Origin of the sequence: Thermomonospora cellulosilytica (assembly GCF_014138835.1) — a bacterium.
Lineage (GTDB): Bacteria > Actinomycetota > Actinomycetes > Streptosporangiales > Streptosporangiaceae > Thermomonospora > Thermomonospora amylolytica.
Genome location: NZ_JACJII010000001.1, coordinates 2,227,883 through 2,251,618, shown reverse-complemented (window position 1 = coordinate 2,251,618; position 23,736 = coordinate 2,227,883). Strand labels below are relative to the sequence as shown.

23 protein-coding genes are annotated in these 23,736 nt (G+C 73.2%); 13 read left to right on the top strand and 10 right to left on the bottom strand.

Annotated features, from left to right (window positions below; all coding sequences use genetic code 11):
• Positions 1–12: 12 nt before the first annotated feature.
• From HNR21_RS10790 to HNR21_RS10780, 3 genes are all read left to right on the top strand, one after another.
• A complete protein-coding gene (locus HNR21_RS10790; RefSeq protein ID WP_119727042.1) occupies positions 13–402 on the top strand; it encodes a hypothetical protein in 390 nt (129 codons plus the stop codon).
• Positions 399–1,898, top strand: a complete 1,500-nt coding sequence (locus HNR21_RS10785) for an NADH-quinone oxidoreductase subunit NuoF family protein (RefSeq protein WP_182705084.1) — start codon at positions 399–401, stop codon at positions 1,896–1,898. The genes HNR21_RS10790 and HNR21_RS10785 overlap by 4 nt, the downstream gene beginning before the upstream one ends.
• 100 nt (positions 1,899–1,998) lie before the next feature.
• Positions 1,999–2,556: a Uma2 family endonuclease gene (locus tag HNR21_RS10780; RefSeq protein WP_182705083.1), complete on the top strand. Its 558-nt coding sequence runs from the start codon at positions 1,999–2,001 to the stop codon at positions 2,554–2,556.
• A gap of 154 nt (positions 2,557–2,710) precedes the next feature.
• On the opposite strand, the gene HNR21_RS10775 is transcribed toward HNR21_RS10780, so the two are convergent.
• The gene (locus tag HNR21_RS10775; protein WP_182705082.1) at positions 2,711–3,061 is read right to left on the bottom strand and encodes a helix-turn-helix domain-containing protein; all 351 of its coding nucleotides are present in this window, start codon (positions 3,059–3,061) and stop codon (positions 2,711–2,713) included.
• A gap of 2 nt (positions 3,062–3,063) precedes the next feature.
• Positions 3,064–3,444, bottom strand: coding sequence for a type II toxin-antitoxin system RelE/ParE family toxin (locus HNR21_RS10770; RefSeq protein ID WP_312880976.1), 381 nt, complete (start codon positions 3,442–3,444; stop codon positions 3,064–3,066).
• Between the two features lie 222 nt (positions 3,445–3,666).
• On the opposite strand from HNR21_RS10770, the gene HNR21_RS10765 reads away from it, so the two are divergent.
• Positions 3,667–4,671 (top strand): ATP-binding cassette domain-containing protein, encoded by a 1,005-nt coding sequence (locus HNR21_RS10765; protein WP_182705081.1) that lies wholly within the window; start codon positions 3,667–3,669, stop codon positions 4,669–4,671.
• Positions 4,668–5,507 carry an ABC transporter permease gene (locus tag HNR21_RS10760; protein WP_182705080.1) on the top strand — a complete coding sequence of 280 codons (840 nt, stop codon included), beginning with the start codon at positions 4,668–4,670 and terminating at the stop codon, positions 5,505–5,507. Before HNR21_RS10765 ends, HNR21_RS10760 begins: the two co-directional genes overlap by 4 nt.
• Before the next feature lie 27 nt (positions 5,508–5,534).
• Here HNR21_RS10760 and HNR21_RS10755 read toward each other — a convergent pair whose 3' ends face one another.
• Positions 5,535–8,672 carry an ATP-binding protein gene (locus HNR21_RS10755; RefSeq protein ID WP_182705079.1) on the bottom strand — a complete coding sequence of 1,046 codons (3,138 nt, stop codon included), beginning with the start codon at positions 8,670–8,672 and terminating at the stop codon, positions 5,535–5,537.
• Between the two features lie 202 nt (positions 8,673–8,874).
• On the opposite strand from HNR21_RS10755, the gene HNR21_RS10750 reads away from it, so the two are divergent.
• Complete coding sequence (locus HNR21_RS10750) at positions 8,875–9,375, top strand: DUF4383 domain-containing protein (protein WP_182705078.1); 501 nt, start codon at positions 8,875–8,877, stop codon at positions 9,373–9,375.
• Between the two features lie 241 nt (positions 9,376–9,616).
• Here HNR21_RS10750 and recQ read toward each other — a convergent pair whose 3' ends face one another.
• The 3 genes from recQ to HNR21_RS10735 are packed head-to-tail and all read right to left on the bottom strand — an operon-like array spanning position 9,617 to position 12,472.
• Positions 9,617–11,461: a DNA helicase RecQ gene (recQ, locus tag HNR21_RS10745; protein ID WP_182705077.1), complete on the bottom strand. Its 1,845-nt coding sequence runs from the start codon at positions 11,459–11,461 to the stop codon at positions 9,617–9,619.
• Positions 11,462–11,519: 58 nt separating this feature from the next.
• Positions 11,520–11,831 carry a DMT family transporter gene (locus HNR21_RS10740; protein WP_182705076.1) on the bottom strand — a complete coding sequence of 104 codons (312 nt, stop codon included), beginning with the start codon at positions 11,829–11,831 and terminating at the stop codon, positions 11,520–11,522.
• Positions 11,828–12,472 carry an FMN-dependent NADH-azoreductase gene (locus HNR21_RS10735; RefSeq protein ID WP_182705075.1) on the bottom strand — a complete coding sequence of 215 codons (645 nt, stop codon included), beginning with the start codon at positions 12,470–12,472 and terminating at the stop codon, positions 11,828–11,830. The genes HNR21_RS10740 and HNR21_RS10735 overlap by 4 nt, the downstream gene beginning before the upstream one ends.
• 89 nt (positions 12,473–12,561) lie before the next feature.
• Here HNR21_RS10735 and HNR21_RS10730 point away from each other — a divergent pair, with 89 nt between their 5' ends.
• The 4 genes from HNR21_RS10730 to HNR21_RS10715 all read left to right on the top strand — a co-directional run bounded on the left by HNR21_RS10730 (position 12,562) and on the right by HNR21_RS10715 (position 17,994).
• Entirely contained in the window at positions 12,562–13,113 is a 552-nt protein-coding gene (locus HNR21_RS10730; protein ID WP_119727032.1) for a TetR/AcrR family transcriptional regulator, read from the top strand.
• A 100-nt stretch (positions 13,114–13,213) separates the two neighbouring features.
• Positions 13,214–14,497: a hydroxyacid-oxoacid transhydrogenase gene (locus tag HNR21_RS10725; RefSeq protein ID WP_182705074.1), complete on the top strand. Its 1,284-nt coding sequence runs from the start codon at positions 13,214–13,216 to the stop codon at positions 14,495–14,497.
• Entirely contained in the window at positions 14,491–17,271 is a 2,781-nt protein-coding gene (locus tag HNR21_RS10720; protein ID WP_312880975.1) for an FAD-binding and (Fe-S)-binding domain-containing protein, read from the top strand. The genes HNR21_RS10725 and HNR21_RS10720 overlap by 7 nt, the downstream gene beginning before the upstream one ends.
• Positions 17,272–17,283: 12 nt before the next feature.
• On the top strand, positions 17,284–17,994 hold the full coding sequence (locus tag HNR21_RS10715; protein WP_182705073.1) for a GntR family transcriptional regulator: 711 nt from the start codon (positions 17,284–17,286) through the stop codon (positions 17,992–17,994).
• A gap of 24 nt (positions 17,995–18,018) precedes the next feature.
• Here the strand turns inward: HNR21_RS10715 and HNR21_RS10710 are convergent, their stop codons facing one another.
• Complete coding sequence (locus tag HNR21_RS10710) at positions 18,019–18,849, bottom strand: UTRA domain-containing protein (protein ID WP_312880974.1); 831 nt, start codon at positions 18,847–18,849, stop codon at positions 18,019–18,021.
• A gap of 50 nt (positions 18,850–18,899) precedes the next feature.
• Positions 18,900–19,748 (bottom strand): GntR family transcriptional regulator, encoded by an 849-nt coding sequence (locus HNR21_RS10705; protein ID WP_182705072.1) that lies wholly within the window; start codon positions 19,746–19,748, stop codon positions 18,900–18,902.
• A gap of 277 nt (positions 19,749–20,025) precedes the next feature.
• Here HNR21_RS10705 and HNR21_RS10700 point away from each other — a divergent pair, with 277 nt between their 5' ends.
• The 3 genes from HNR21_RS10700 (at position 20,026) to HNR21_RS10690 (ending at position 21,172) form a co-directional block, all read left to right on the top strand.
• Entirely contained in the window at positions 20,026–20,355 is a 330-nt protein-coding gene (locus HNR21_RS10700; RefSeq protein ID WP_182705071.1) for a hypothetical protein, read from the top strand.
• Complete coding sequence (locus HNR21_RS10695) at positions 20,352–20,846, top strand: ATP-binding protein (protein ID WP_182705070.1); 495 nt, start codon at positions 20,352–20,354, stop codon at positions 20,844–20,846. Before HNR21_RS10700 ends, HNR21_RS10695 begins: the two co-directional genes overlap by 4 nt.
• A gap of 134 nt (positions 20,847–20,980) precedes the next feature.
• Positions 20,981–21,172, top strand: a complete 192-nt coding sequence (locus HNR21_RS10690) for a DUF397 domain-containing protein (protein ID WP_119727025.1) — start codon at positions 20,981–20,983, stop codon at positions 21,170–21,172.
• 119 nt (positions 21,173–21,291) lie between these two features.
• On the opposite strand, the gene rlmB is transcribed toward HNR21_RS10690, so the two are convergent.
• Together rlmB and cysS are read right to left on the bottom strand one after the other, a co-directional pair.
• Positions 21,292–22,215: a 23S rRNA (guanosine(2251)-2'-O)-methyltransferase RlmB gene (rlmB, locus tag HNR21_RS10685; protein WP_182705069.1), complete on the bottom strand. Its 924-nt coding sequence runs from the start codon at positions 22,213–22,215 to the stop codon at positions 21,292–21,294.
• A gap of 109 nt (positions 22,216–22,324) precedes the next feature.
• Positions 22,325–23,725 (bottom strand): cysteine--tRNA ligase, encoded by a 1,401-nt coding sequence (cysS, locus tag HNR21_RS10680; protein ID WP_182705068.1) that lies wholly within the window; start codon positions 23,723–23,725, stop codon positions 22,325–22,327.
• Positions 23,726–23,736 lie beyond the last annotated feature (11 nt).

Genomic DNA, 23,736 nt, shown 5'->3' with positions numbered 1-23,736 from the left:
CGAAGGGCTGACGTGGGCGACAGTGAGTGGGCCCGGCTGCTGGCGGCGCTGGAGACCGACTGCCCCAGGTGCGCGGGCGCCGGCCAGGTCTACAGCGAGGCCTGGCAGGCCTGGCACGAACGCGCCGGCGAGCTGAGCAGGGTGGCGCAGGCCGCGTGGCGGGCCTCGGGCATGCGGCGGCCGCCGCCGGGAGAGCAGCAGGGCGGTGACGCGCCGACCGTGCTGGCGACCATCGAACGGGCCATCGAGGAGCACGAACGGACCCGGCCGGAGGAGGCCGAGCACATCACCTGCGGCACCTGCGGCGGCACCGGCCTGGTGCCGACCGAGGCGGGGCTGCGGCTGGCCGACGTGCTGCGCCGGCACGGGTTCCGGACCGGGACGGACGGGGGGCGGGCATGACCGCGGTGACCATCGCGACCATCGGCGGGCCTCGGCTGACCATGGGCTTCGACCGGTTCGACCGGATAGACCTGGACCGGCACCGGGCGCTGCACGGGGCGCTGCCGACCCCGGACCTGGAGGAGCTGCTGAAGATCACCGAGGCGGTGGACCTGCGCGGCCGGGGCGGCGCGGCGTTCCCGTTCGCCCGCAAGCTGATGGCGGTGGCCTCCCGGGTACGGTCGGCCGGGGGCGACGCGGAGCTGTGGCTGCCCGGCGCGGAGGACGACCGCGACGGCTCGGAGGCGGTCGTGGTGGTCAACGGGGCCGAGGGCGAGCCCGGCAGCCAGAAGGACAAGGTGCTGCTGACCCGCAACCCGCACCTGGTGCTGGACGGCGCCCAGATCGCCGCGTCCGCGCTGGGCACCCGCGACATCGTGGTGGCGGTGGAGAGCGGCGCCGCCGCCCGCGCCGTCCGCACCGCCCTGGCCGAACGCCGGATGGACGCCGAGATCGTCCGCCTGCCCGAACGGTTCATCTCCGGGGAGAGCGGCGCGGTCGTCCGGGCCGTCAACGGCCAGATCCCCATCCCGCCCGGCCGCAAGGTGCGGGCCGCCGAGTCCGGGGTCGACGGCCGCCCCACCCTGCTGTCCAACACCGAGACGTTCGCGCAGCTCGCGGTGCTGGCCTCGCTCGGCCCCGACCTGTACTCCACGGCCGGCACCGACTCCGAACCCGGCACCACCCTGCTGACGGTCGGCGGCTCCACCGTCGTCGAGGTCCCGCTCGGCACCCCGCTGTCGACGGTGTTCGCCGAGTGCGGCGTCGAGCCGGGGCAGGGCGTCCTGGTCGGCGGCTACCACGGCGAGTGGATCACCCCCGACGCGGCGCGCTCGGCGGTGGTGTCCCGCGCCGGTTTCAAGGCGGTCGGCGGCTCGCTGGGCGCGGGCATCATCCTCCCCCTGCCCGAGGGCACCTGCCCGCTCAGGGAGGTGGCCCGCATCGCCGCCTACATGGCGGGCCAGTCCGCGGGCCAGTGCGGCCCCTGCCGTCTCGGCCTGCCCGACCTCTACCGTTCGCTGGAGAACCTGGTCGACGGCTCCGGCTTCCCCGAGCAGGTCCGCCGCGCCGCCGCCGTCGGCCGGGGCCGCGGCGCCTGCTCCCACCCGGACGGCACCGCCCGCTTCGCCCTGTCGGCCCTCACCGCGTTCGCCGCCGACATCGAGACCCACCGCCTGAACGGCACCTGCAACCAGCCCTGCTTCGGGGTCCTCCCCCTGCCCGTCCCCACCGGCGGCGAGACCAAGGTCACCATCGACTGGAGCCGCTGCCAGGGCCACGGCCTGTGCGCCTACCTGCTCCCCGAGCTCATCCAGCTCGACCGCTACGGCTACCCCGTCGTCCTCAACACCGAGATCCCCACCTGGATGGAGACCGACGCGCAACGCGCCGTCGCCATGTGCCCCGCCCTGGCCCTGCGCCTGACCCCCACCATGACCAAACCCACCCGCAAATGACCCCGCGCCGGCATGCCCTCGGTGACGGCGCCGTCATCGGGGGCACTGGTAGTTTCGAATTCACGGCGCCACCACTGCCGAGCCACGAGGGAGCGCATTGATGACTGCCGCCCCGTTCGAGCCTCCGGTGCGAGAGGATCTGCGTCAGGCCCTGGCCGCGATCGAGGTGCTGCCGGGCATGCGGGCCGAGCTCATAGATGGAGAGATCATCGTGTCGCCGACCCCCGATGGTGAGCACGAGACGATCGTCGTCGCGGTGGACGACTGGGTGCGCGAGCACGGGCTGCGGCTGCACCGCAACCTCACGCTGATCAGTCCGGAGGGCGAGTACGTGCCGGACGGGGTGGCCGCGCCCAAGGGGACGTTCGCCGATCGCGACTGGCACAGCAAGCCGGACGGGGTCGTGCTGGTGCTGGAGGTGACGTCGCGGGAGAAGGCCAAGGGCGACAAGGACCGCGGCCCCAAGCGCAGGGGGTACGCCGCCGCGGACATTCCGCTCTATCTGCTGATCGACCGGTACGAGCGCAAGGCCACGATCTTCTCCGACCCCCGGGGCGGCGACTACCACCACAGCACGTCCGTGATGCTCGGCGACGAACTCCAGATCCCCGAGCCGCTCGAAGGGATCCTCGACACCGCCGAGCTGACCTCCTACTGATCACGACATCCACCGCGTTCCCGCCGACGGCCCCCCGCCGGATCGGATCCAGTGCGGTGGCCTCTGACGTCCTGCCGGTTTGATCACACGGCCTTGGGCATGTGGCCCGCCCCTGACCCCACCATGACCAAGCCCACCCGCAAATGACCCGGAACTACGCGGCGGAGTCCTCCGCCTGGTCGCTCACCGGCAGCCTCATCGTCCGGTCACCGAAGTCCGCCACGAGTTCCAGACGCCCGCCCAGCGCCTCCACATAACGGGCGATGGTCTCGATCGTGGCCGTCTCCCCGTGCTCGATCTGTGAGATCCGCGCGACGCTCACTCCCATGGCCGCGGCGATGTCCTTCTGCGCGAGACCGGCCTGCCGCCGCGCCTCGGCCAGCTGACGGCCCCGTGCCTCGGCGATCAGCCGACGCGCCCCGGCCTCGACCTCCTCCCGGGAGACTCCGGCCGCGTACAGCTCCTGCTCCAAGTCCTCCCAGTCCTGGGGCGTCCGCTTCGCCATGCTCACCTCTCGTCGCCATCGGCGGTGTACTCCATGTACAGCCGCTCCGCCAAAGGGATGTTCTCGCGATACCACCGCTCCCAGTTGCCCGCCTTGTCCCCGCCGATCAACAGCAGCGCCGACCGCGTCGGGTCGAAGGCGAACAGCACCCGGATCTCGGAACGGCCACGCGATCCGGGCCTTAACTCCTTCAGATGGTGCAGCCGTGCACCCTTGATCCGGTCGACGAGAGGCCGCCCCAGAGCCGGCCCCTCTTCCCGCAGTGCCGCGACCGCTTGGGCGACCTGTACGGCGGAGTCCAGTTCCTCCTTGATCAGGGTTCGGAACCACGTGGCGTATTCGTCTGTGACCTTCACAGCCCAGGACAACGATACCTTCCACACTTAAGGAATTCCTTAAATTTAGGGTGTCGTCCAGCCCATCGCAACCTCTGTCCGCGACGCCGCGGTCACCGGCCGTGGCGGCCCCCCGCTAGATCGGATCTAGCGGGGGGCCGTCGCGATCTCGCGCCTTCGGGGTGAGGGGGCGTTCCGGAAGCCTGTTGACCCCTGAGGTGAGGAAGAACGATGGTGAGTACGGCAGTGTCCGCGGAGGGAGCCCGGGCCATGAGCGAGTCGGGGGATCCGCCGGCGATCGAGACGGCGGGGCTGGTCAAGTCGTTCGGCAAGACCCGGGCGGTGGACGGCATCGACCTGACGGTGCCGGCCGGAACGGTGTACGGGGTGCTCGGGCCGAACGGGGCAGGCAAGACGACCACGGTCCGGATGCTGGCCACGCTGCTGCGGCCGGACGGCGGGCAGGCCCGGGTGTTCGGGCACGACGTGGTGCGCGAGGCCGACGCGGTGCGGTCGCGGGTCAGCCTGACCGGGCAGTACGCCTCGGTGGACGAGGACCTGACCGGCATGGAGAACCTGGTGCTGCTGAGCCGGCTGCTCGGGCACCGCAAGCCCGCCGCCAAGGAGCGGGCCGCCACGCTGCTGGCGGCGTTCGGGCTGACCGAGGCCGCGGACCGGCAGGTGAAGAACTACTCCGGCGGGATGCGGCGGCGCCTGGACATCGCCGCCAGCATCCTCAACACCCCCGACCTGCTGTTCCTGGACGAGCCCACGACCGGGCTGGACCCGCGCAGCCGCAGCCACGTGTGGGACATCATCCGGGCGGTGGTGGCGCACGGCACGACCGTCCTGCTGACCACCCAGTACATGGAGGAGGCCGACCGGCTGGCCGGGCGGATCGCGGTGATCGACCACGGCAAGGTGATCGCCGAGGGCACCCCGGGCGAGCTGAAGTCCTCGGTCGGCGCGGGCTCGGTGCACATCCGGCTGCGCGACCGGTGGCAGCGCGAGCAGGCGCGGCAGGTGCTGGCCCGGGTGCTGGAGGCCGAGGTGCAACTGGACGCCGACCCGGTGGCGCTGACCGCCCGGATCATGGACGGCGGCAGCCGGGACCGGGCCGCCGCGCAGGCGTCGCGGGCGCTGGCCGAGCTCGACGAGGCCGGCGTCACCGTGGACGACTTCTCCCTCGGCCAGCCCAGCCTGGACGAGGTGTTCCTGGCCCTCACCGGCCACCCCGCCGAGGAGCACGACGACGAGCAGGAGGTGGCCAAGTGACCGCCACGACCACCGCGCCCGACTACACCCCCTCGGCGGAGACGATCTCGGCGGTGCTGTCGCCGGGGGCCCGGCCGTCGCGGCCCAGCGCGCTGTCGGCGTCGGTCACGTTCGGCTGGCGGGCCATGCTGAAGATCAAGCACGTGCCCGAGCAGCTGTTCGACGTCACCGCGTTCCCGATCATGATGACGCTGATGTTCACCTACCTGTTCGGCGGGGCGCTGGCCGGGTCCACCCGGGAGTACCTGCAGTACCTGCTGCCGGGGATCATGGTGATGAGCGTCGTGATGACCTCGATGTACACCGGGGTGACGGTCAACAACGACATCACCAAGGGCGTGTTCGACCGGTTCCGCACCCTGCCGATCTGGCGGCCCGCCCCGATGGTCGGCTACATCCTCGGCGACATGTTCCGCTACACGATGGGCGCCACCGTGATCCTGCTGCTCGGGCTGGTCCTGGGCTTCCGGCCGGGCGGCGGCGTGCTCGGGGTGCTGGCCGGGATCGCGCTGCTGGTGGCCTTCTCGTTCGCGCTGTCGTGGGTGTGGACGATGTTCGGGCTGCTGCTGCGCACCGACAAGTCGGTGATGGGCGTCAGCATGATGGTGCTGTTCCCGGCGACCTTCCTGTCCAACGTGCTGGTCGACCCGGAGACGATGCCCGGCTGGCTGCAGGTCTTCGTGGACGTCAACCCGATCAGCCACCTGGTGGCGGCGGTCCGCGGGCTGATGTCCGGCGACGTCGACACCGGTGAGCTGCTGTGGACGGCGGTCTCCGGCGGCGTCCTCGTCGCCGTCTTCGGCACCCTCACCATGCGGCTGTACAACCGCAAATGAACGACCGTACGCCCGGGGACCGGGCGTTCACAGCCGCCAGGTGACGGGGCGGGACGGGCGGTAGGCGCAGGTGGTGCCGGTGGAGACCGCGTCGCGCAGATGGGCGGCCAGGTCGGGATGGGTCCCGTCGAGCTTGCGGAGGGTGTCGCGGATGCGGGCGGTGACGGTCTTGCGGGCGCGTTCGGCCTCGTCGCCCAGCCGGCGGGTGCGCCCGGCCAGCCCGGCGGCGGCGCGCAGCTCGGCGAGCAGGGCGGCCCGTTCGCGGTCGCCGGCGGCGGCGCGCTCGTCGTCGCCGGCGGCGACGGCCCGGTCGATCTCCTCGTCCAGCTCGGCCAGCCGGCGCTTGTAGCGGATCCTGGCCTCCTCGTCGAGGACCTCGTCGCCGCCCAGCGCGCGGGCGGCGGCGGCCTCCGCGCCGCCCTCGGGGTTGGCCAGCCGCACCGCCGGAACGTCGGTGCCGGGGCCGGACAGCAGCAGGTGCAGGTCCCGCAGCCCCTTGGCGTCGGGCATGTGCACGGTGCGCCCGGCGAACGTCAGCGACCAGACCCGCCCGTCGAACCGGAACTCGCCGCCGGTCTCCCCCGCCCCGCCGTCCCGGGAACGGCGGATCCGCCGGACGCGCGCCGCGATGTGCCGCATGCCGAGCTCGGCGGCCTCGCGCTCCACCTCCTCCAGCAGGGCGGCGGCGCCGGCGTCCCCGTGTTCGGCCAGCACCTCGGCCAGGCCCGTCCGGGCCTCCAGCGCCCAGGGACGGGAGTGCATCAGCTCGGCGGACTCGGCGGCGGCCGTGAACCCCCGGACGGCCTCGTCCCAGCGTTCCTGCGCGGCGTCCACGGCCGCCTGCCACAGCCGGTAGGGGCCGCCGATGTCGCAGCCGTAGACCGAGACCGCCCACTGCCCGGCGTACGGGGACAGCGCGGCGCGGGCCCGTTCGCACAGCTCCGGGTCCCGGGTGGCGGCGGCGACCTGTGCCTGCAGGCGCAGGAACAGCGGGGCGTACATGCCGGGGATCGGCTTGCCGGACCCGGTCAGCGCCTCCAGGTGGTGCAGCGCGGTGTCCGGGTCGTCGCGGTACAGGGCGGTGAGGCCCTCGATCAGCCGGGCGGGGACGCTCCCTCGCGGAGGGGGCCTGCCGGGCGGGTCCTCGTCCGCGCGGCCCTGCAGCACGAGCAGCGCCCAGCGCAGGTGGAACATCACGCCGTGCGCGTCGAAGTGCTCCCCCTCGGGGAAGCACGTCACCTCTTCCAGCAGGTCCGCGGCCTCGGCGAAGCGGCCCTGGAACGCGGCGATGATGCCGCGGTCGGCCGTCGCGGCGGCCTTCTCGTGCGGCCGCCCGCCCTGCTCGGCCAGGGCCAGGGACGTCTCGAACGCGTCGAGATAGCGCGGGTCGCCCAGCTCCAGCAGCGCCACCCAGCGCAGCGCCGCCGCGAACCAGGGCGAGTCGTGGTCGCCGCCCCCGGACGGCATGCGCCGGGTGATCCGTTCGATCTCGCGGGTCAGCCTCTCGCGTTCGGCGGCGGTGCCCGGCCCCCAGATCAGGTGGTGCAGCGACCACAGGAAGTAGGCCAGCGCCTCGTCGTCCTCCTCCCGCCTGGCCAGCGCGCTCGCGTGCACGGCGACCTCCTTGGCCAGCTCCTCGGCCGGCCGGTCCCGCGGCATCGGATCGCCGGTGCCGCCGGCCAGCGCCCGGTGGGCGGCGGCCAGCAGGTCCTCCGCCGGCCGGGCGCGCTCGTCGCCGTCCCCGCAGTGGTGCAGCGTGATCGCGACGCGGGCCAGCACCATCGGGTCGGCGGCGGCGCGGGCGCGCTCGGCGGCGAACTCCAGCAGCGCCCATCCCTCGTCCCGCCGGCCGAGGTGGAGCAGGTCGGCCCCGAGCTCCCCGGCGATCAGCGCCTGCCGGCGCGGTCCCAGCGCGGCCGCCACCTCCAGCGCGCGGCGGCGGTGCCCGGTGGACTCCTCGAACGCCATCCGGGCGCCCGCGTCCCGGGCCGCGTGCTCCAGCCGGCCCACCACCGTCGCCGGGTCGAGCACGTCCCGGGCCAGGTAGGCGTGCCGGGCCTGCTCGGCGGGCAGCAGCCGGCCGGCCAGGCCGGGCGAACGCGCCACCGCCTCGACGACCGCGGCGTGCCGCCGTCCGGGCTCGTCGAGGGAGTCGTAGAGGGTCTCGCGGACCAGATCGTGGGCGAACGCGAACCGGCCGCCCCCGCGCGCCACCGCCAGCCGGGCCGCCACCGCCCGGCCCAGCAGGCGGTCCACCCAGTCGGCGGGCTCGGCGGCGACGGCCGCCAGCACCTGGCGGTGGAACTCCCGGCCCAGCACCGCCGCCGTGGTCAGCAGCCGGACCACCGGCTCGGGCAGCAGCGACAGGCGGCGCTGCACCGCGTCCCGCACGCCCGGGGCGATGGCCTCCACCGGGCCGCCGGCGCTCCACAGCCGCGCCGACTGCTCCACGAAGAACGGGTTGCCCCCGGTGCGCCGGTGCACCTCGGCCACCACGTCGTCGTCGGGCCTGCGGCCGGCGGTCCGGGCCATCAGCTCGCCCACCGCGGCCCGGTCCAGCCCGGTCAGCGTGATCATGGTGGCGCGGGCCGCCAGCGCGGACAGCAGCGGGCGCAGCGGATGGTCGGTCGGCTCCACCTCGACGTCCCGGTACGTGCCCACCAGCAGCAGCCGTTCGAACCAGGCGTGCTGGGCGGCGAACTCCAGCAGCCGCACCGACGCGGCGTCCGCCCAGTGCAGGTCGTCCAGCACCACCGTCACCGGGCGCCGCTGCGAGGCCGCCACCAGCGCGGAGGTCACCCCGTCGTACAGCGCGAACCCGGTGTCGTCGGCGGCGGCCGACTCGCCGAGCAGCACCGCCGTCGCCCCGCCGGACGCCTCCTCCAGTTCGGCCCACTCCGCCGCGCCGCTCGCCCGGCGCAGCCCGCGCAGCACCTGCACCCACGGCCAGTGGCCGGGGGCGCCGCCGGACTCCCAGCACGACCCGCCCAGCACCAGCGCGCCCCGCCGCCGGGCCTCGGCCGCCGCGTCGCCGACCAGCGTCGTCTTGCCGATCCCGGCCTCCCCGGTGACCAGCACCAGCCCGCCGTGACTGTCGATGGCGCGGCCGATCTCGGCGCGCAGCATTCCGGCGGCGTGGTCCCGCCCGATCAGCGGAGCCGTCACGCCGTCTCCGGGGGATGCGCCTGGTGGTCCACGATGCCGATGAGCCCAGAGTGGAGGACGATGTCGAGTTAGAACACGCTATCGAATCGCGCCCGCGGCCGTCCGCCGGTTCCAGGGTAGGCATCGCGGCCGGCAGGTGGATAGGTCGCCCATTGCCGGGTAGAGCGCCCTCACCTGCTCGATGCAGGCATGAGGAGGTGTCATGTCCCACATTGCGCAAGGCGGACGGACCCGTACCGGCCGCAGGGCGATGACCCCCGTCCAGCTCGCGTCCGCCGCCGTCGGCGCGGTCTTCCTGCTGGTCGCGATCCTGGGGTTCATCCCGGGCATCACCACGAACTACGACCAGATGCAGTTCGCCGGGCATGAGTCCGACGCCCGTCTGTTCGGTCTCTTCCAGGTCTCGGTCCTGCACAACCTGGTGCACGCCCTGTTCGGGGTCCTCGGGCTGGCGCTGGCGCGCACCGTCCCGGCCGCCCGCGGCTTCCTGGTCGGCGGCGGTCTGATCTATCTGCTGCTGTGGCTGTACGGCCTGTTCATCGACCACGACAGCGGCGCCAACTTCGTCCCGCTCAACACCGCCGACAACTGGCTCCACCTGGGTCTCGGCGTCGGCATGATCCTGCTGGGCCTGCTGCTTCCCCCGCGCCGCCGTCCCGCCGCCGCCGGCCGCCACACCGCGGAGGCCCCACGCGAACGCTGACACGCTGACGCCCGATCTCCGGACGGGCACCCGGTAAGGCCGCCCTCCCCCTTGGACGCCCAGGGTCGTTCCGGGCCCCGAGCGCCGAGGAGCGGGCGGCCCGGCTCGGGCCCGCCTCGGGCGGACGCAGGCCATGCCCTCGCCGCACCGTTCGCCGGGACCACCCCTCCCGGACGAGCCCCCGGCGAGGTCACCGGCATGCCCTCGGCCCGGCGGCGGCCCGGAACGCCGGACGGAACGCCTAGGCGTCGGCGGCGAGGGTGTCGAGGACCTGCCGGCCGTACTTGGCGAGCTTGTTCTCGCCGACGCCGGAGACGGTGCCGAGTTCGGCGAGGGTGGTGGGGGCGCGCAGGGCGATGTCGCGCAGCGTGGAGTCGTGGAAGATCACGTAGGCGGGGACGCCCTGTTCCTTGGCGGTGGCGGCGCGCCAGGCGCGGAGGCGCTCGAAGACCGGCCGGGCGTGGTCGGGCAGCTCGGCGGGGGCGCGGCGCTCCTTGGCGGCCTTGGCCTTGGCGGCGGTCCTGGCGCGTTCGGGCTCGCGGCGCAGGCGGACCTTGCGGCCCTGGAAGAGGACCTCGGCGCTGGCGGGGGTCAGGCCGAGGGTGCCGTAGTCGGACTCGACCGCCAGCAGGCCCTGGGCCAGGAGCTGGCGGATGACCCCGCGCCACTCGCCCTCCTTGAGCTCGGTGCCGACGCCGAACGGCTTGAGCGAGTCGTGGCCGTGCTGGGCGACCTTGGGGGTGGGCTTGCCGAGCAGGATGTCGACGATGTGGCCGGCGCCGAACCGCTGGCCGCGCTCGTTCCACAGCCTGTGGACGACCGACAGCACCTTCTGCGCGGCGATGGTGCCGTCCCACGCCTCGGGCGGCGTCAGGCAGGTGTCGCAGTTGCCGCACGGCCCGGCCTGCTCGCCGAAGTAGTTGAGCAGCTGCACCCGGCGGCACTCGACCGTCTCGCACAGCGCCAGCATCGCGTCCAGGTGGATGCTCAGCCGGCGGCGGTGCGCGTCGTCGCCCTCGGAGGTGTCGATCAGCCGCCGCTGCAGCACCACGTCGGTCAGCCCGTAGGCCATCCAGGCGGTGGACGGCAGCCCGTCCCGCCCGGCGCGGCCGGTCTCCTGGTAGTAGCCCTCCACCGACTTCGGCAGGTCCAGGTGCGCGACGAACCGCACGTCGGGCTTGTCGATGCCCATCCCGAACGCGATCGTCGCCACCACGACCAGCCCGTCCTCGCGCAGGAACCGGGCCTGGTGGGCGGCGCGGGTCCGCGCGTCGAGCCCGGCGTGGTAGGGCAGCGCCTCGATGCCGTTGTCCACCAGCCAGGCGGCGGTCTCCTCCACCGACGCCCGGGACAGCCGGTAGACGATGCCCGCGTCGCCCGGGTGCTCGGTGCGCAGGAACTGCAGGAGCTGCCGCTTGGGGTTGTCCTTGGGAACGATCCGGTACTGGATGTTGGGGCGGTCGAAGCTGGCGACGAAGTGCCGGGCGTCCTGTAGCTTCAGCCGTTCGGCGATCTCGGCGTGGGTGGCCCTGGTGGCGGTCGCGGTGAGCGCGATGCGCGGCACGTCCGGCCAGCGTTCGTGCAGGTGGGACAGCTCCAGGTAGTCGGGCCGGAAGTCGTGGCCCCACTGCGAGACGCAGTGCGCCTCGTCGATGGCGAACAGCGAGATCGTGCCCTTGTCCAGGAGCTGGCGGGTCTGCTCCAGCCGGAGCCGTTCCGGGGCCAGGTAGAGCAGGTCCAGCTCACCGGCCAGGAACGCGGCCTCCACGGTGCGGCGCTCGTCGTGGTCCTGGGTGGAGTTGAGGAAGCCCGCCCGCACCCCCGCCGCCTGCAGCGCGTCCACCTGGTCCTGCATGAGGGCGATCAGCGGGGAGACGACCACGCCCACGCCCTCGCGGACCAGCGCCGGGATCTGGTAGCACAGCGACTTGCCGCCGCCGGTCGGCATCAGCACCAGCGCGTCCCCGCCGGCGATGACGTGCTCGATGATCTCCTGCTGGCCGGGGCGGAACGAGTCGTAGCCGAAGACGCGGGCGAGCACCTGCCGCGCCCGGCTCACGTCGGGACTCACATCTGGGACGGCCACCCGCCCCACTTTATGGGCATCCGCCGACAGTCGCGGGCGTTCCCCGGGAGGCAACGGGTCAGGCGAGCTTGGCCAGCACGATCCCGGTGACGATCAGGCCGAGCGCGGCGATCCGGCCCGGGGTCACCGGGTCGTCGTTCCACAGCACGCCGAGGGTCACCGCCCCGACCGCGCCGATGCCGGTGAAGACCGCGTAGGCGGTGCCGACCGGCACGGTGTCCATCGCCTTGGACAGCAGCCACACCGCGCCGGCCGCGAGCAGGAAGCACAGCAGGGTGGGCAGCGGGCGGGTGAAGTTCTGCGTCGGCCTGATGCTCTGCGACCAGGCCACCTCGACCAGCCCGGCGAGCACCAGGTACACCCAGCTCACTGCGCCGCCACCGCCCTGATGCGGAGCCTGGCGGCCTGGAGCGAGCGGTCGTGCTCGTCGCGCAGGTGGGCCAGCGCCGGGTCGATCCGGGCGTTGGCCAGTTCGGCGTGCACGAAGACGACGTCCTCGACGGCGAAGTGCCCCTTGAAGAAGTCGCGCAGGTAGCGCTCGTGGTGGTCGAACGGCTCGCGGGGCGTGCCCGGACCGTACGCGCCGCCGCGGGCGCCGATCACCACGAACCGCCGCCCGGCCAGCGACATGCGGGGGAAGGTCACCTGGTCCAGCCAGGCCTTCAGGGCGGACGGGATCGAGAAGTTGTACATCGGCGTGCCGATCAGCACCACGTCGGCGGCCACCAGTTCCTCCAGCAGCGGCTCGACGGTCTTCCACGCCTCCCGCTGGGCGGGGGTGCGCACGGCCTCCCGGTAGCGGGCGATGTCGGTGATGCCGTGGGCGAGCACGTGGTCGCACAGTTCGGTCCACGCCTCGCCGATGTGCGGCACGGGGTCGGCGGCCAGGTCGCGGTAGGTGTAGCCGGCTCCCGGGCGGGCGGCGCGCCAGGTCTCGGCGAACTCGCGGGACAGGGCGCGGGACAGCGACGCGCGGCGGGCGCTGGCGTCCAGGTGCAGCAGGTGGGTCACGGGGTTCCTCCGTCCCGATCAAAGCGGACACTGTGTCCGCTTAAACGGTACGGGATAAGCGGACACTGTGTCCAGATAGACTCGGGGTCATGGAACGAGCCGACGCCGCGCGCAACCGCGCCAAGATCCTGGCCGCCGCCGGCCGGCTGTTCGCCGAGCGCGGCGCGCCGAACGTCACCATGGACGACATCGCGCGCGCCGCCGGGGTCGGCCGCGGCACCCTCTACCGGCGGTTCCCCGACCGGGCCTCGATCGCCGTCGCGCTGCTGGACGAGCACGAACGCGCGTTGCAGGAAAGGCTGCTGCGCGGCGATCCCCCGCTGGGGCCGGGAGCCCCGCCCGCCGACCGGCTGGCCGCCTTCTACGCCGCCATGGTGGAACTGCTGGAGGACCACGCCCACCTGGTCCTCGGCGCCGAGACCGGCCGGTCGCGCTTCGAGGTCGGCGCCTACGGGTTCTGGCGGGCGCACGTCCGCGCCCTGCTGACCGCCGCCGCCGTCCCCGAGCCGGACGCCCTGGTCGACGTGCTGCTGGCGCCGCTGGACCCCGAGGTGTACGGCTACCAGCGGCGGGACCGGGGCCTGACGCCGGCGCAGATCACCGCCGCGCTGACCCGCCTGGCCCGCGGCACGCTGTCCTGAACCCTCCCGGATCGGGTGCGTTCGCCCTGGATGTTGACAGGTTGCATGTTACGTACCACACTCGGCCGAAGTGCCGTGGTCTTGTCGGGGAGGCAGCGCGATGGGCAAGCCGGTCCAGCCCGAGACGATCTTCACCTACGGTTCGCCCGCGCTGAAGTTCGGCGCCGGGGCGGCCGAGGAGATCGGATACGACCTGTCCCGGCTCGGAGTGCGCCGGGTGCTGGTGGTGACCGATCCCGGGGTGGCCGCCACCGGGCATCCGCAGCGGATCGCCGACCGGATGGCCGGGTACGGCGTCGAGGCCCGCGTCTACGACGGCGTACGGGTCGAGCCCACCGACAAGAGCATGAACCAGGCCATCGACCACGCCCAGGGATCCGGGCCGTGGGACGCGTTCGTGGCGGTCGGCGGCGGGTCCAGCATCGACACCGCCAAGGCGATCAACCTGCTGCTCACCAACCCCGGCGGGCTGATGGACTACGTCAACGCGCCGGTGGGGGCCGCGCAGGCGCCGACCCAGCCGCTCAAGCCGCTGGTCGCCGTTCCCACCACCACCGGGACGGGCGCGGAGAGCACCACGATCTGCGTGCTGGACGTGCTGTCGCTCAAGGTCAAGACCGGGATCAGCCACGCCTGGCTGCGCCCGACCATGGCGGTGGTGGACCCGGAGCTGACGGTCACCCAGCCGCCGGAGGTGACCGCCTGCGCGGGGATGGACATCCTGTGCCACGCGCTGGAGAGCTACACCGCCCGCTGGTACGCCGACTACGAGCGCAAGGCCCCCGAGCAGCGGGTCCCCTACTGCGGCTCCAACCCGATCTCCGACATGTGGTCCGAGCAGGCGCTGCGGCTGCTGTCCCGCTCGTTCCGCACGGCCGTGCGCGACCCCGAGGACCTGGAGGCCCGCACCGAGATGGCGCTGGCCGCCACGATGGCCGGGCTGGGGTTCGGGAACGCCGGCGTCCACATCCCGCACGCCAACGCGTACCCGATCGCCGGGCGCGTGAAGGACTTCCGCCCGGCGGGCTACCCCGACGGCGAGCCGCTGGTGCCGCACGGGATGTCGGTGGCGCTGACGGCCCCGGAGGCGTTCCGCTTCACCTTCTCCGCCGCCCCCGACCGGCACGTGCGGGCCGCCGAGCTGCTGGACCCGGCGATGCCCCGGCCCGGCGACCCGGCCGAGCACCTGCCGAACGCCCTGATGCGGCTGATGCGCGACATCGGCATCCCCAACGGCGTCGGCGGCGTCGGCTACACCCGCGAGGACGTCCCCGCCCTGGTGGAGGGCGCGATCAAGCAGCAGCGCCTGCTGGCCACCGCGCCCCGCGAGGTCACCGAGGACGACCTCGAAGGCATCTTCACCCGTTCCCTGTCCCTGTGGTGAACGCCGACCGCACGCCCGAGGAGATCGCCGGCGCGCTGCGGCGGGCGGGACTGGCCGAGACCGACGTGTCCACGCGGCGGCGGGCCGAGTACTCCGCGGACGCCTCGCTGTACCGGGTGGTGCCGCAGGTCGTGGCGTTCCCCCGGACTGCCGACGAGGTGGTCGCGGCGCTGGAGACGTGCCGGTCGCTGGGCGTTCCGCTGACGGCCCGCGGCGCGGGGACCTCGATCGCGGGGAACGCCGTCGGCCCGGGGGTGGTGCTGGACTTCTCGCGGCACATGCGGCGGATCGTCGAGGTCGATCCGGAGGCGGCGACGGCGACGGTCGAGCCGGGGGTGATCCTGGACGACCTGCAGCGGGCGGCGGGGCGGCACGGGCTGCGGTTCGGGCCCGATCCGTCCACGCACAGCCGGTGCACGATCGGCGGGATGATCGGCAACAACGCGTGCGGGTCGCGGGCGCTGGGGTTCGGGCGGACCAGCGACAACGTGGCGGCCCTGGACGTGATCGCCGGAACGGGCGAACGGCTGGACCTGCGGCACGGGGCCGACGCCAAGTCCTCGGCCACGCTGGGCGCGCTGGCCGAGGTCGTGCACGGCGGGCTGGCGACGATCCGGACGGAGCTGGGCCGGTTCGGGCGGCAGATCTCCGGCTACTCGCTGGAGCACCTGCTGCCGGAACGGGGCTTCGACCCGGCGCGGGCGTTCGTGGGCAGCGAGGGCACCTGGGGGGTGCTGCTGGAGGCGACCGTCAGGCTGGTGCCCGTTCCGCGGCGGCCGGTGCTGGTGGTGCTGGGCTATCCGGACATGGCGGCGGCGGCGGACGCGGTGGCGCGGGTGCTGCCGCACCGGCCGATCGCCGCCGAGGGGCTGGACGCCCGGATCGTGGAGGTCGTGCGGCGGCTGCGGGGGGCCTCGGCCGTTCCGGAGCTGCCGCGCGGGGGCGGCTGGCTGTTCGTGGAGCTGCCCGAGGGCGATCCGGCGGCGCTGGTGGCGGACGCGGACGCGCTCGGCCACCGGATCGTCCGCGACCCGGCGGAGGCGGCGACGCTGTGGCGGATCCGGGAGGACGGCGCGGGGCTGGCGGCCCGGTCGCGCGGCGGGCGCTCCTCGCACGCCGGGTGGGAGGACGCGGCCGTCCCGCCCGAACGGCTCGGTGACTACCTGCGGGACTTCGAGGCCCTGATGGCCGAACGGGGCCTGTCCGGGACGCCGTACGGGCACTTCGGCGACGGGTGCGTGCACGTGCGGATCGACTTCCCGCTGCACCGGCCGGGCGGGGTGAAGGTCTTCCGCGACTTCCTGGTGGACGCGGCCGAGCTGGTGGCCGGGTACGGCGGATCGATGTCCGGGGAGCACGGCGACGGCCGGGCGCGCGGCGAGCTGCTGCCGCTGATGTACTCACCGGCCGCGTTGCGCCTGTTCGAGCGGGTCAAGGGGGTCTTCGACCCTGACGACGTGCTCAACCCCGGGGTGTTGGTGCGGCCCCGCCCGGTGGACGCCGACCTGCGGGTGCCCGCCGCGTCGCCGCTGCGGCGAGGATTGGCGTTCGCCTACCACGACGACGGCGGCGACTTCACCAACGCCGTGCACCGCTGCACCGGGGTGGGCAAGTGCCGCGCCGACCTGACCGGCACCGGCGGCGTGATGTGCCCGTCGTACCTGGCCACCCGGGACGAGAAGGACTCCACACGGGGCCGCGCCCGGGTGCTGCAGGAGATGGCGAACGGCTCCCTGGTGCGCGGCTGGCGGTCCCGCGAGGTGCACGAGGTGCTGGACCTGTGCCTGGCCTGCAAGGGCTGCTCGTCGGACTGCCCGACCGGGGTGGACATGGCCACCTACAAGGCCGAGGTGCTCTACCAGACGTACCGGCGCCGTCTCCGCCCCATGTCGCACTACGTGCTGGGCGGCCTGCCCCGCCTGGCGCGGCTGGCCTCCCGCGCGCCGGGCCTGGCCAACCGCCTGCTGTCGAGCCCGCTGGCGGGTGCGGGCAAGCGCCTGGCCGGTGTGGACGCCCGCCGCGACCTGCCGTCGTTCGCCGATCGCACGTTCCGGGACTGGTTCTCGGCGCGCCCGGTGACGGCCGGTGATCCGGTGGTCCTGTGGGTCGACACGTTCACCGACCACTTCACCCCCCACGTGGGGGTCGCGGCGGTGCGGGTGTTGGAGAACGCCGGGTTCTCCGTGCGGATCCCCGATCCGGGCCTGTGCTGCGGCCTGACCTACATCTCCACCGGCCGCCTGGACACCGCCCGCCGTCTGCTCCGCCGTTCCGTCACCGCCCTGACCCCGCATGCGGAGGCCGGCACCCCGATCGTCGGCCTGGAGCCCTCGTGCACGGCCGTGTTCCGTTCCGACGCCCCGGAGCTACTGGGCGGCGCTCCGGTCCCCCGTGTCCGGACCCTCGCCGAACTCCTGCTCGACCGGGACGGCTGGGAGCCCCCCGACCTCTCCGACGTGACCGCCGTGGCGCAACCCCACTGCCACCACCACGCCGTCATGACCTGGAACGCCGACCGTGCTCTGCTGGAACGCTCCGGCGCCACGGTCCGGGCGGTGGGCGGCTGCTGCGGCCTGGCCGGCAACTTCGGCGCCGAACGCGGCCACTACGAGGTCAGCGTCGCCGTGGCCGAGACCGCCCTCCTCCCCGCCGTACGAGCCGCAGGCCCCGAGGCGACCGTCCTCGCCGACGGCTTCTCCTGCCGCACCCAGTTGGCCGCCCTGGGCGACCGCCAAGCCGTACACCTGGCCGAACTCCTGGCCACCGCAACGTAAGAGGACCCCTCGTTGCGCCAGATCACCGGAACGACCAACCTCAACCGCCAGGTGGCCGAGGCCCTGCGCGAGGCCATCCACACCGGCGAGTTGCGCCCCGGCGAGCTCTACTCGGTCACCCGCCTGGCCGAGACCCTGGGCATCTCCCGCACCCCCGTACGCGAGGCCCTGCTGACCCTCGCCGACACCGGCCTGGTCCGCATCGAACGCAACCGCGGCTTCCGCGTCGTACGCCGCAACCCCCGCCACATAGCCGAGGTCTTCCACCTGCGCCTGCTGCTGGAGGTCCCCGCCACCCGCTTGGCCGCCACCGCCGTCACCCCGGACCTGCTGAACGCCCTCCGGTCCGAACTGACGGCCATGCAGGACGCCGCCCAGGCCCACGACGAACCCCGCTTCATGCACCACGACCGCCGCTTCCACGCCCTGATCCTGGAGACCGCGGGCAACTCCCTCCTCACCAACACGGTCGCCACCCTCCGCGACACCATCACGACGGTGGGCGCCTCAACCGCCGATCAGACCCGCTCCCTGTCCGACATAGCCGCCGAACACACCCCCATCCTGCGCGCCTTGGAGGCCGCCGACCCCGAAGCCGCCGCCCAGGCCATGCGCCACCACATCACCCACACCGGCGAACTACTGGTGGCCCAGACCGCCGCCGAAAACGCCGAACCCGTCTCCGAGCCCGACACCGCCCTCCTCCACAACACCCACCCCTGATCCGTGCGGCATCTCGGCCGGACGTCAGAACTCGTCGAGCCCGCCGACCTGGCCGATGGTGAAGATGTGGCGGTTCGCCGAGCAGATCGTCTCGAGGGTGTGGATCGGCGTTCCCTCACTGGAGTAGGAGGCGCGGAGCACCTGGACGACCCACTCGCCCGGGTCCAGTTCCAGGGTGTCGGCCTCGAAGCGGGTCGCCGGCCGGGCGGTCAGGGTCTCCTCCGCATGCCCGAAGGTGTGGCCGAGGGCATGGATCGCCGCCTGCAGCGAGGGCTTGACGAACTCCGGCTCGGCGATGCGCGTCTCCCCGAACAGATCCTTGCGGAAGAACGAGGTGGCGATGCGGACGGGCACGCCGTTGGCGGTCATCATCTTCCGCCGCGCGATGACCTCCGTACCCGGCTCCACGCGCAGGCAGGCGGCGATGTGCTCGGCCGCTTCCTCAGGGCCGACGTAGAGCATCTTGCGATCTGGAGTGATGCCCTGCCGTTCGGCCTCCACAAGGAACAACGAAACCGAACCACGTGTGGCCGGATCGGTGGGCAGGGCCCGCTGCACGATGACCGGCGGCCGTGAACTCGCCGGCGGCACCGGAGCCTTGGCCACCGGCCCTTTGCGCATCTGCGAGACACGCCCCGGCGTGACGCCGAGCGCCTTGGCGATCTCCTCCAGGGTATGCCCGGCCTCCCGCGCCTCCGCGATGGCCCCACGCCGAATACGAGCGGCCTCCTCGGCGATGCCCTGCTGTTCGGTCATCGCACGAGTGATCACCCGCGCCCTCTCAATCGGATCCGCAATGGCCGCTATGTCACGAAGCATCCGCAAGTCCACAGGTGAAGTCTCCAGCTTCCGCAACGCGGAGTCCCCCGTCATGCCTAAGCGGGCAGGGCGAAGGAACCCCGCGGTCATTCCCGGCGGCCCGCCACCGGCGGTCCGTCCGGCCCGTGGGTCGGGTGCGGCCACCTCGCCGACTCGTCGCGTTCCAGGCGGGAGACCTCCTCCATGCGGTCGGAGGGGATGACGACCTGGGTGACCTCCAGCGCGTTCTCGTCCTTGGCCGAGTAGCCGATGCGGACGATCTCCCAAACCGGCAGCGACACCGGGATCTGGAGCAGCGCGGCCTCTTCCTGGTCGGGCATCCGGGCGCGGCGGCGTTCCATCCACTCGATCGGACCGTGCCCGGCCTCCTCCAGCCGGTCGAGCCATGCGCCCGGCCCGGTGCCGTACGGCTCCCTGACCAGCGGCGCGTCGGCGACGCCGCGCGGGTGGATCCACGTCGTGCTGATCTGAAACGGTGGTTCGCCCGGCGGCCCCGTGACCCTGCGGCGGCGCAGAACGGTCGCGCCCACCTTGACGTTGAGCATGTGCGCCAGCCGCGCGTCCGTCATGGGCTCCTCGGCGACGGTGGGCTCGACATGGTGGACCCACAGCTCGTCGCCCTGCGCGGCCGGGAAGCTGTAGCCGCCGATGGCGGGCTTACCGTCCACGACGTGCCGCGAGTTCCGGCGCACCAGGTTGGTGCGCAGGATCACCCGGCGCTTGTCCGGCCGGACGATCGTCCCGCGCCGGGGCACGGCCCACAGCCTGCCCTCGTCCTCCAGAACGCTGATGGCGCGCGCCACGGCATTGCGAGAGGCGCCGTACTCCTGGGCGAGGTCGGCGTGCCGGGGCAGGGTCTCACCCGGCCCCCACTCCCCGTCCTGGATCCGTTTGCGCAGGCTGTCGGCGATCTCTCGATACCGAGTCGACGCCACAGACTTCCACCCCTCCAGATTTGTTGAAGCATATTGACAGCGGGCAGTGTACCGGCCACCATGATGGCGCGATTTGTTGAAGCAAATCGTGGCGGAGTCGGTTCCAAGCCCACAGTAGTCACCAGCACATCTGGGGCTAACCCCCTGGGGGCAGGTCCGGCGGTCGCTCCCAACTCCATGCACCGATGAGGCCGGACAACTGATGCACTGTCAAGATCCGCCGCCCATGGAAGGCGGACTCGGCGTGGCTCCCGGCCGAAACAAGGAGATCAAACGGATGGTGAGGGCGCGGGTGGAGAGTACGGAACGCGGCCCGGCGGGGCAGTGGCGGGCGGGTGGAGAGCTGACGCGCACGCGGATGCGGCTGCTGGGCGAGCTGGCGATGGCGCTGCGGGAGCTGAAGCGGGGCGCCACGCTGGTCGTGGCTCCCAACGGCGATCCCGTTCTGATGGTGCGGACCCGGCTGGGGCTGCGGGTCATGGGAGTGGTGGTGGTCCAGGACGGCGACGGCTTCGCCTACCTGTGGGACGGGACGTGCCGGTGTGCGATCAGGGACGAGGGGTCGCCTTCCGTGGCGGCGGTGATGATCGCCGAGGTGGAACGGTGATCACGGCGGCCCTGCTGGCGTCCGCCGGGGCTCTGGCGCAGGTCCGTTCCCTGGAGCTGGTCCGGTTCCCCGCCGGTGACGGCGCACCGGACGCACAGGTGAACGTACGGGAGGTGCGCGCGTACCTGCGCCGGAAGCTGGAAGCCGCCGAGGTCGACTCGGGCGACGTGGAGCTGATGGCCACCGAGGTCGTGACGAACGCCGTCCGGCACACGGCCAGCGGCCGGCCGGGCGGCCACGTGTGGATGGCGGTGATCGCCACGGCCGGGCGGCTGCGCATCGAGGTCACCGACCAGGGCGGGGCGACGACCCGGCCGGCGATCCCGTCGTACGCCATGCTCGGTGGCCGAGGGCTGCTCATCGTGGAGCGGATGTCGGACCGGTGGGGCTGGGATCGTGACGACGCAGGGCGTACGACCGTCTGGTTCGAAGTGCTCCGCAGCCCTCGGAGCACGAACGGGCCGGAACCGCACCAGGGAGCGAACCGATGAACGAGCCTCGGGCCGTTCGTCCAGGATGCGACCGAGATAGCCTCATATCGGGTGTGGTTCGACCTCATCGGAGATGTCGCGCTGCCCAAGGACGCATCGTTGCGCCTGCTCACCGAAACGATGGAGCGGTTCTCATGATCACCTGGCGGAAGTCCAGCCACAGCGGTAGCACATCGACGCAGTCCGACTGCGTTGAGCTTGCGCGGCTCGGCGAAGGCATCGGCGTGCGGGACAGCAAGACTCCGGAGCGCGGGCACCTCCACCTGTCCACCGAAGGCTTCGCGACGCTCATCGCCCGCGTGAAGCGGAACGAACTGAGCATCTGACCCGGCGGAACCCCAGCGAGCCCCGGCCGCACGCCGGGGCTCTGCCATCTCTGGACCAGGGAAGAGACCCCTGGCAGACGGCCGGTGCGGCGTGCTCTGTTGCGCGCCGCAGGAACCGATCAGCCCATTCTTCTGCGGGCGATCTCGTAGAGGGCGATGCCGGTGGCGACGCCGGCGTTGAGGGACTCGGCGTGGCCGGGCATCGGGATGCCGGCGAGGAGGTCGCAGGTCTCGGCGACCAGGCGGCCCAGGCCCTTGCCCTCGGAGCCGACGACCAGGACGAAGGGGCCGGTGGCCAGTTCGAGGTCGGCGACGGTGACGTCGCCGCGGGCGTCCAGGCCGGCGACGAAGCAGCCGGCCTGCTGGTAGGCCTTGAGCTGGCGGGCCAGGTTGGTGGTCTGGGCGACGGGGACGGTGGCCAGGGTGCCGGCGGAGGCCTTCCAGGTGCCGGCGGTGACGCCGGCGGCGCGGCGTTCGGGGACGACGACGCCGTGCGCGCCGAACGCGGCGGCGGAGCGCACCACCGCGCCGAGGTTGCGCGGGTCGGTGATGCCGTCGCAGGCAACGATCAGCGGCGGGGTGCCGCGTTCCAGCAGGTCGTCGGGGTGGGCGTAGCGGTACGGGCGGACCTGCAGGGCGATGCCCTGGTGGACGGCGCCGTCGGTCATCCGGTCCAGCTCGCCCTTGCCGGCCTGCAGCAGCGGGATGTTGCGGTCGCCGGCGAGCGTGACGGCCTCACGGATGCGCTCGTCGGTGTCGGACATCACGTACAGGGCGGTGCCGGGGACACCCGCGCGCAGCGCCTCCACGACCGGGTTGCGGCCGATCACGAGTTCGGGGGCCTCGGCCCCGCCCGCCCGGCGCGCCCCCGCAGGGCGGCCGGTGCCGGCCGGCTCCGCGGGGCGGGCGCTGCGCGGCCCGATGGTGCGGGTGCCGGTGCGGGCCGCGTTCTTGGCGGCGCGGGCGGCCTGGCGCTTGCCGTGCCAGTGCCGGTCCTCGGCCTTGGGGGTGTAGCTGGGCCCCTTCTTGCGGCGCTTGGCCATGCCGTCGTTCCTCCGAATCCCCTGGGACATGCCGGGGCGGCGAGAGCAGATGGCGGCCCCTTGCGGCGAGCCCCTCATTTTACGCGGCGGGCCGCGACACTCCGGACGGTCAGGACCGCTTGAGCTCCCAGCGGGGGCCGTGCGGGGTGTCCTCCACGACGATCCCGGCCGCGGTCAGGCCGTCGCGGATCTCGTCGGCGGCCGCGTAGTCCTTGCGGGCCCGCGCCGCCTGCCGCTGCTCCAGCGCCACCTTGACCAGGGCGTCCACCACCGGGCGCAGGTCGTCGCCGCCCCCGGCGGCCGTCCACGGCTCGGCCAGCGGGTCCAGCCCCAGCGTGGCGGCCATCGCCCGCACCTGCGCCAGCCGCCGGGTCACCTCGGCCTCGTCGCCCGAGGCCAGCGCGCTGTTGCCGTCGCGCACGGTCTCGTGCAGCACCGCCAGCGCCTGCGGAACGCCCAGGTCGTCGTTCATCGCGGCGGTGAACGCCTCCGGCAGCTCCCCGTCCGGGTCCCCGGCCCCCACGATCTCGGCGGCGCGGGTGACGAACCCCTCGATGCGCTGGTACGCCGAGACCGCCTCGGCCAGCGCCGCGTCGGTGTAGTCCATCAGCGACCGGTAGTGCGCCGACGCCAGGTAGTAGCGCACCTCCGCCGGGCGGGCCCGGTCCAGCAGGTCGTTCAGGGTGACCACGTTCCCGACGGACTTGCTCATCTTCACGCCGTCCACGGTGAGCAGCCCGTTGTGCAGCCAGTACCGGGCGAACCCGTCCCCGGCCGCCCGCGACTGGGCCAGCTCGTTCTCGTGGTGCGGGAAGATCAGGTCGACGCCGCCGCCGTGGATGTCGAACTCCGGCCCCAGGTACTTGGTGGCCATCGCCGAGCACTCCAGGTGCCAGCCGGGACGGCCCTCGCCCCACGGGGTCTCCCAGCTCGGCTCGCCCGGCTTGGCGCCCTTCCACAGGGCGAAGTCGCGCGGGTCGCGCTTGGCGTCCTCGTTGGGCGTGTCGCCGGCCGGGCGCATGTTGTCCAGCCGCTGGTTGGACAGCGCCCCGTAGCGGTCGGCCCAGGACGCCACGTCGAAGTACACGTCCCCGCCGGCGGCGTAGGCGTGGCCCGCCTCGATCAGCCGGCGGATCAGCACGATCATCTCGGGCACGTGCCCGGTGGCGCGCGGCTCCACCGTCGGCGGCAGGCAGCCCAGCAGGTCGTAGCCGCGGGCGAAGACCCGCTGGTTGGCCTCGGCCACCGCGAACCAGGGGACGCCGCGTTCGGCCGCGACCGCGATGATCTTGTCGTCCACATCGGTGATGTTGCGGACGAACGTCACCTCGTACCCGCTGCGGCGCAGCCAGCGCAGCAGCACGTCGTAGATCACGCCGGACCGCAGGTGCCCGATGTGCGGTGCGGCCTGCGGGGTGGCGCCGCACACGTACATCCCCACCCGGCCCTCTTCCAGGGGCTCGAACGGGCGGACGGTGCGGGTGCCGGTGTCGTAGAGATGCAGGCTCACGGTGTCAAGGT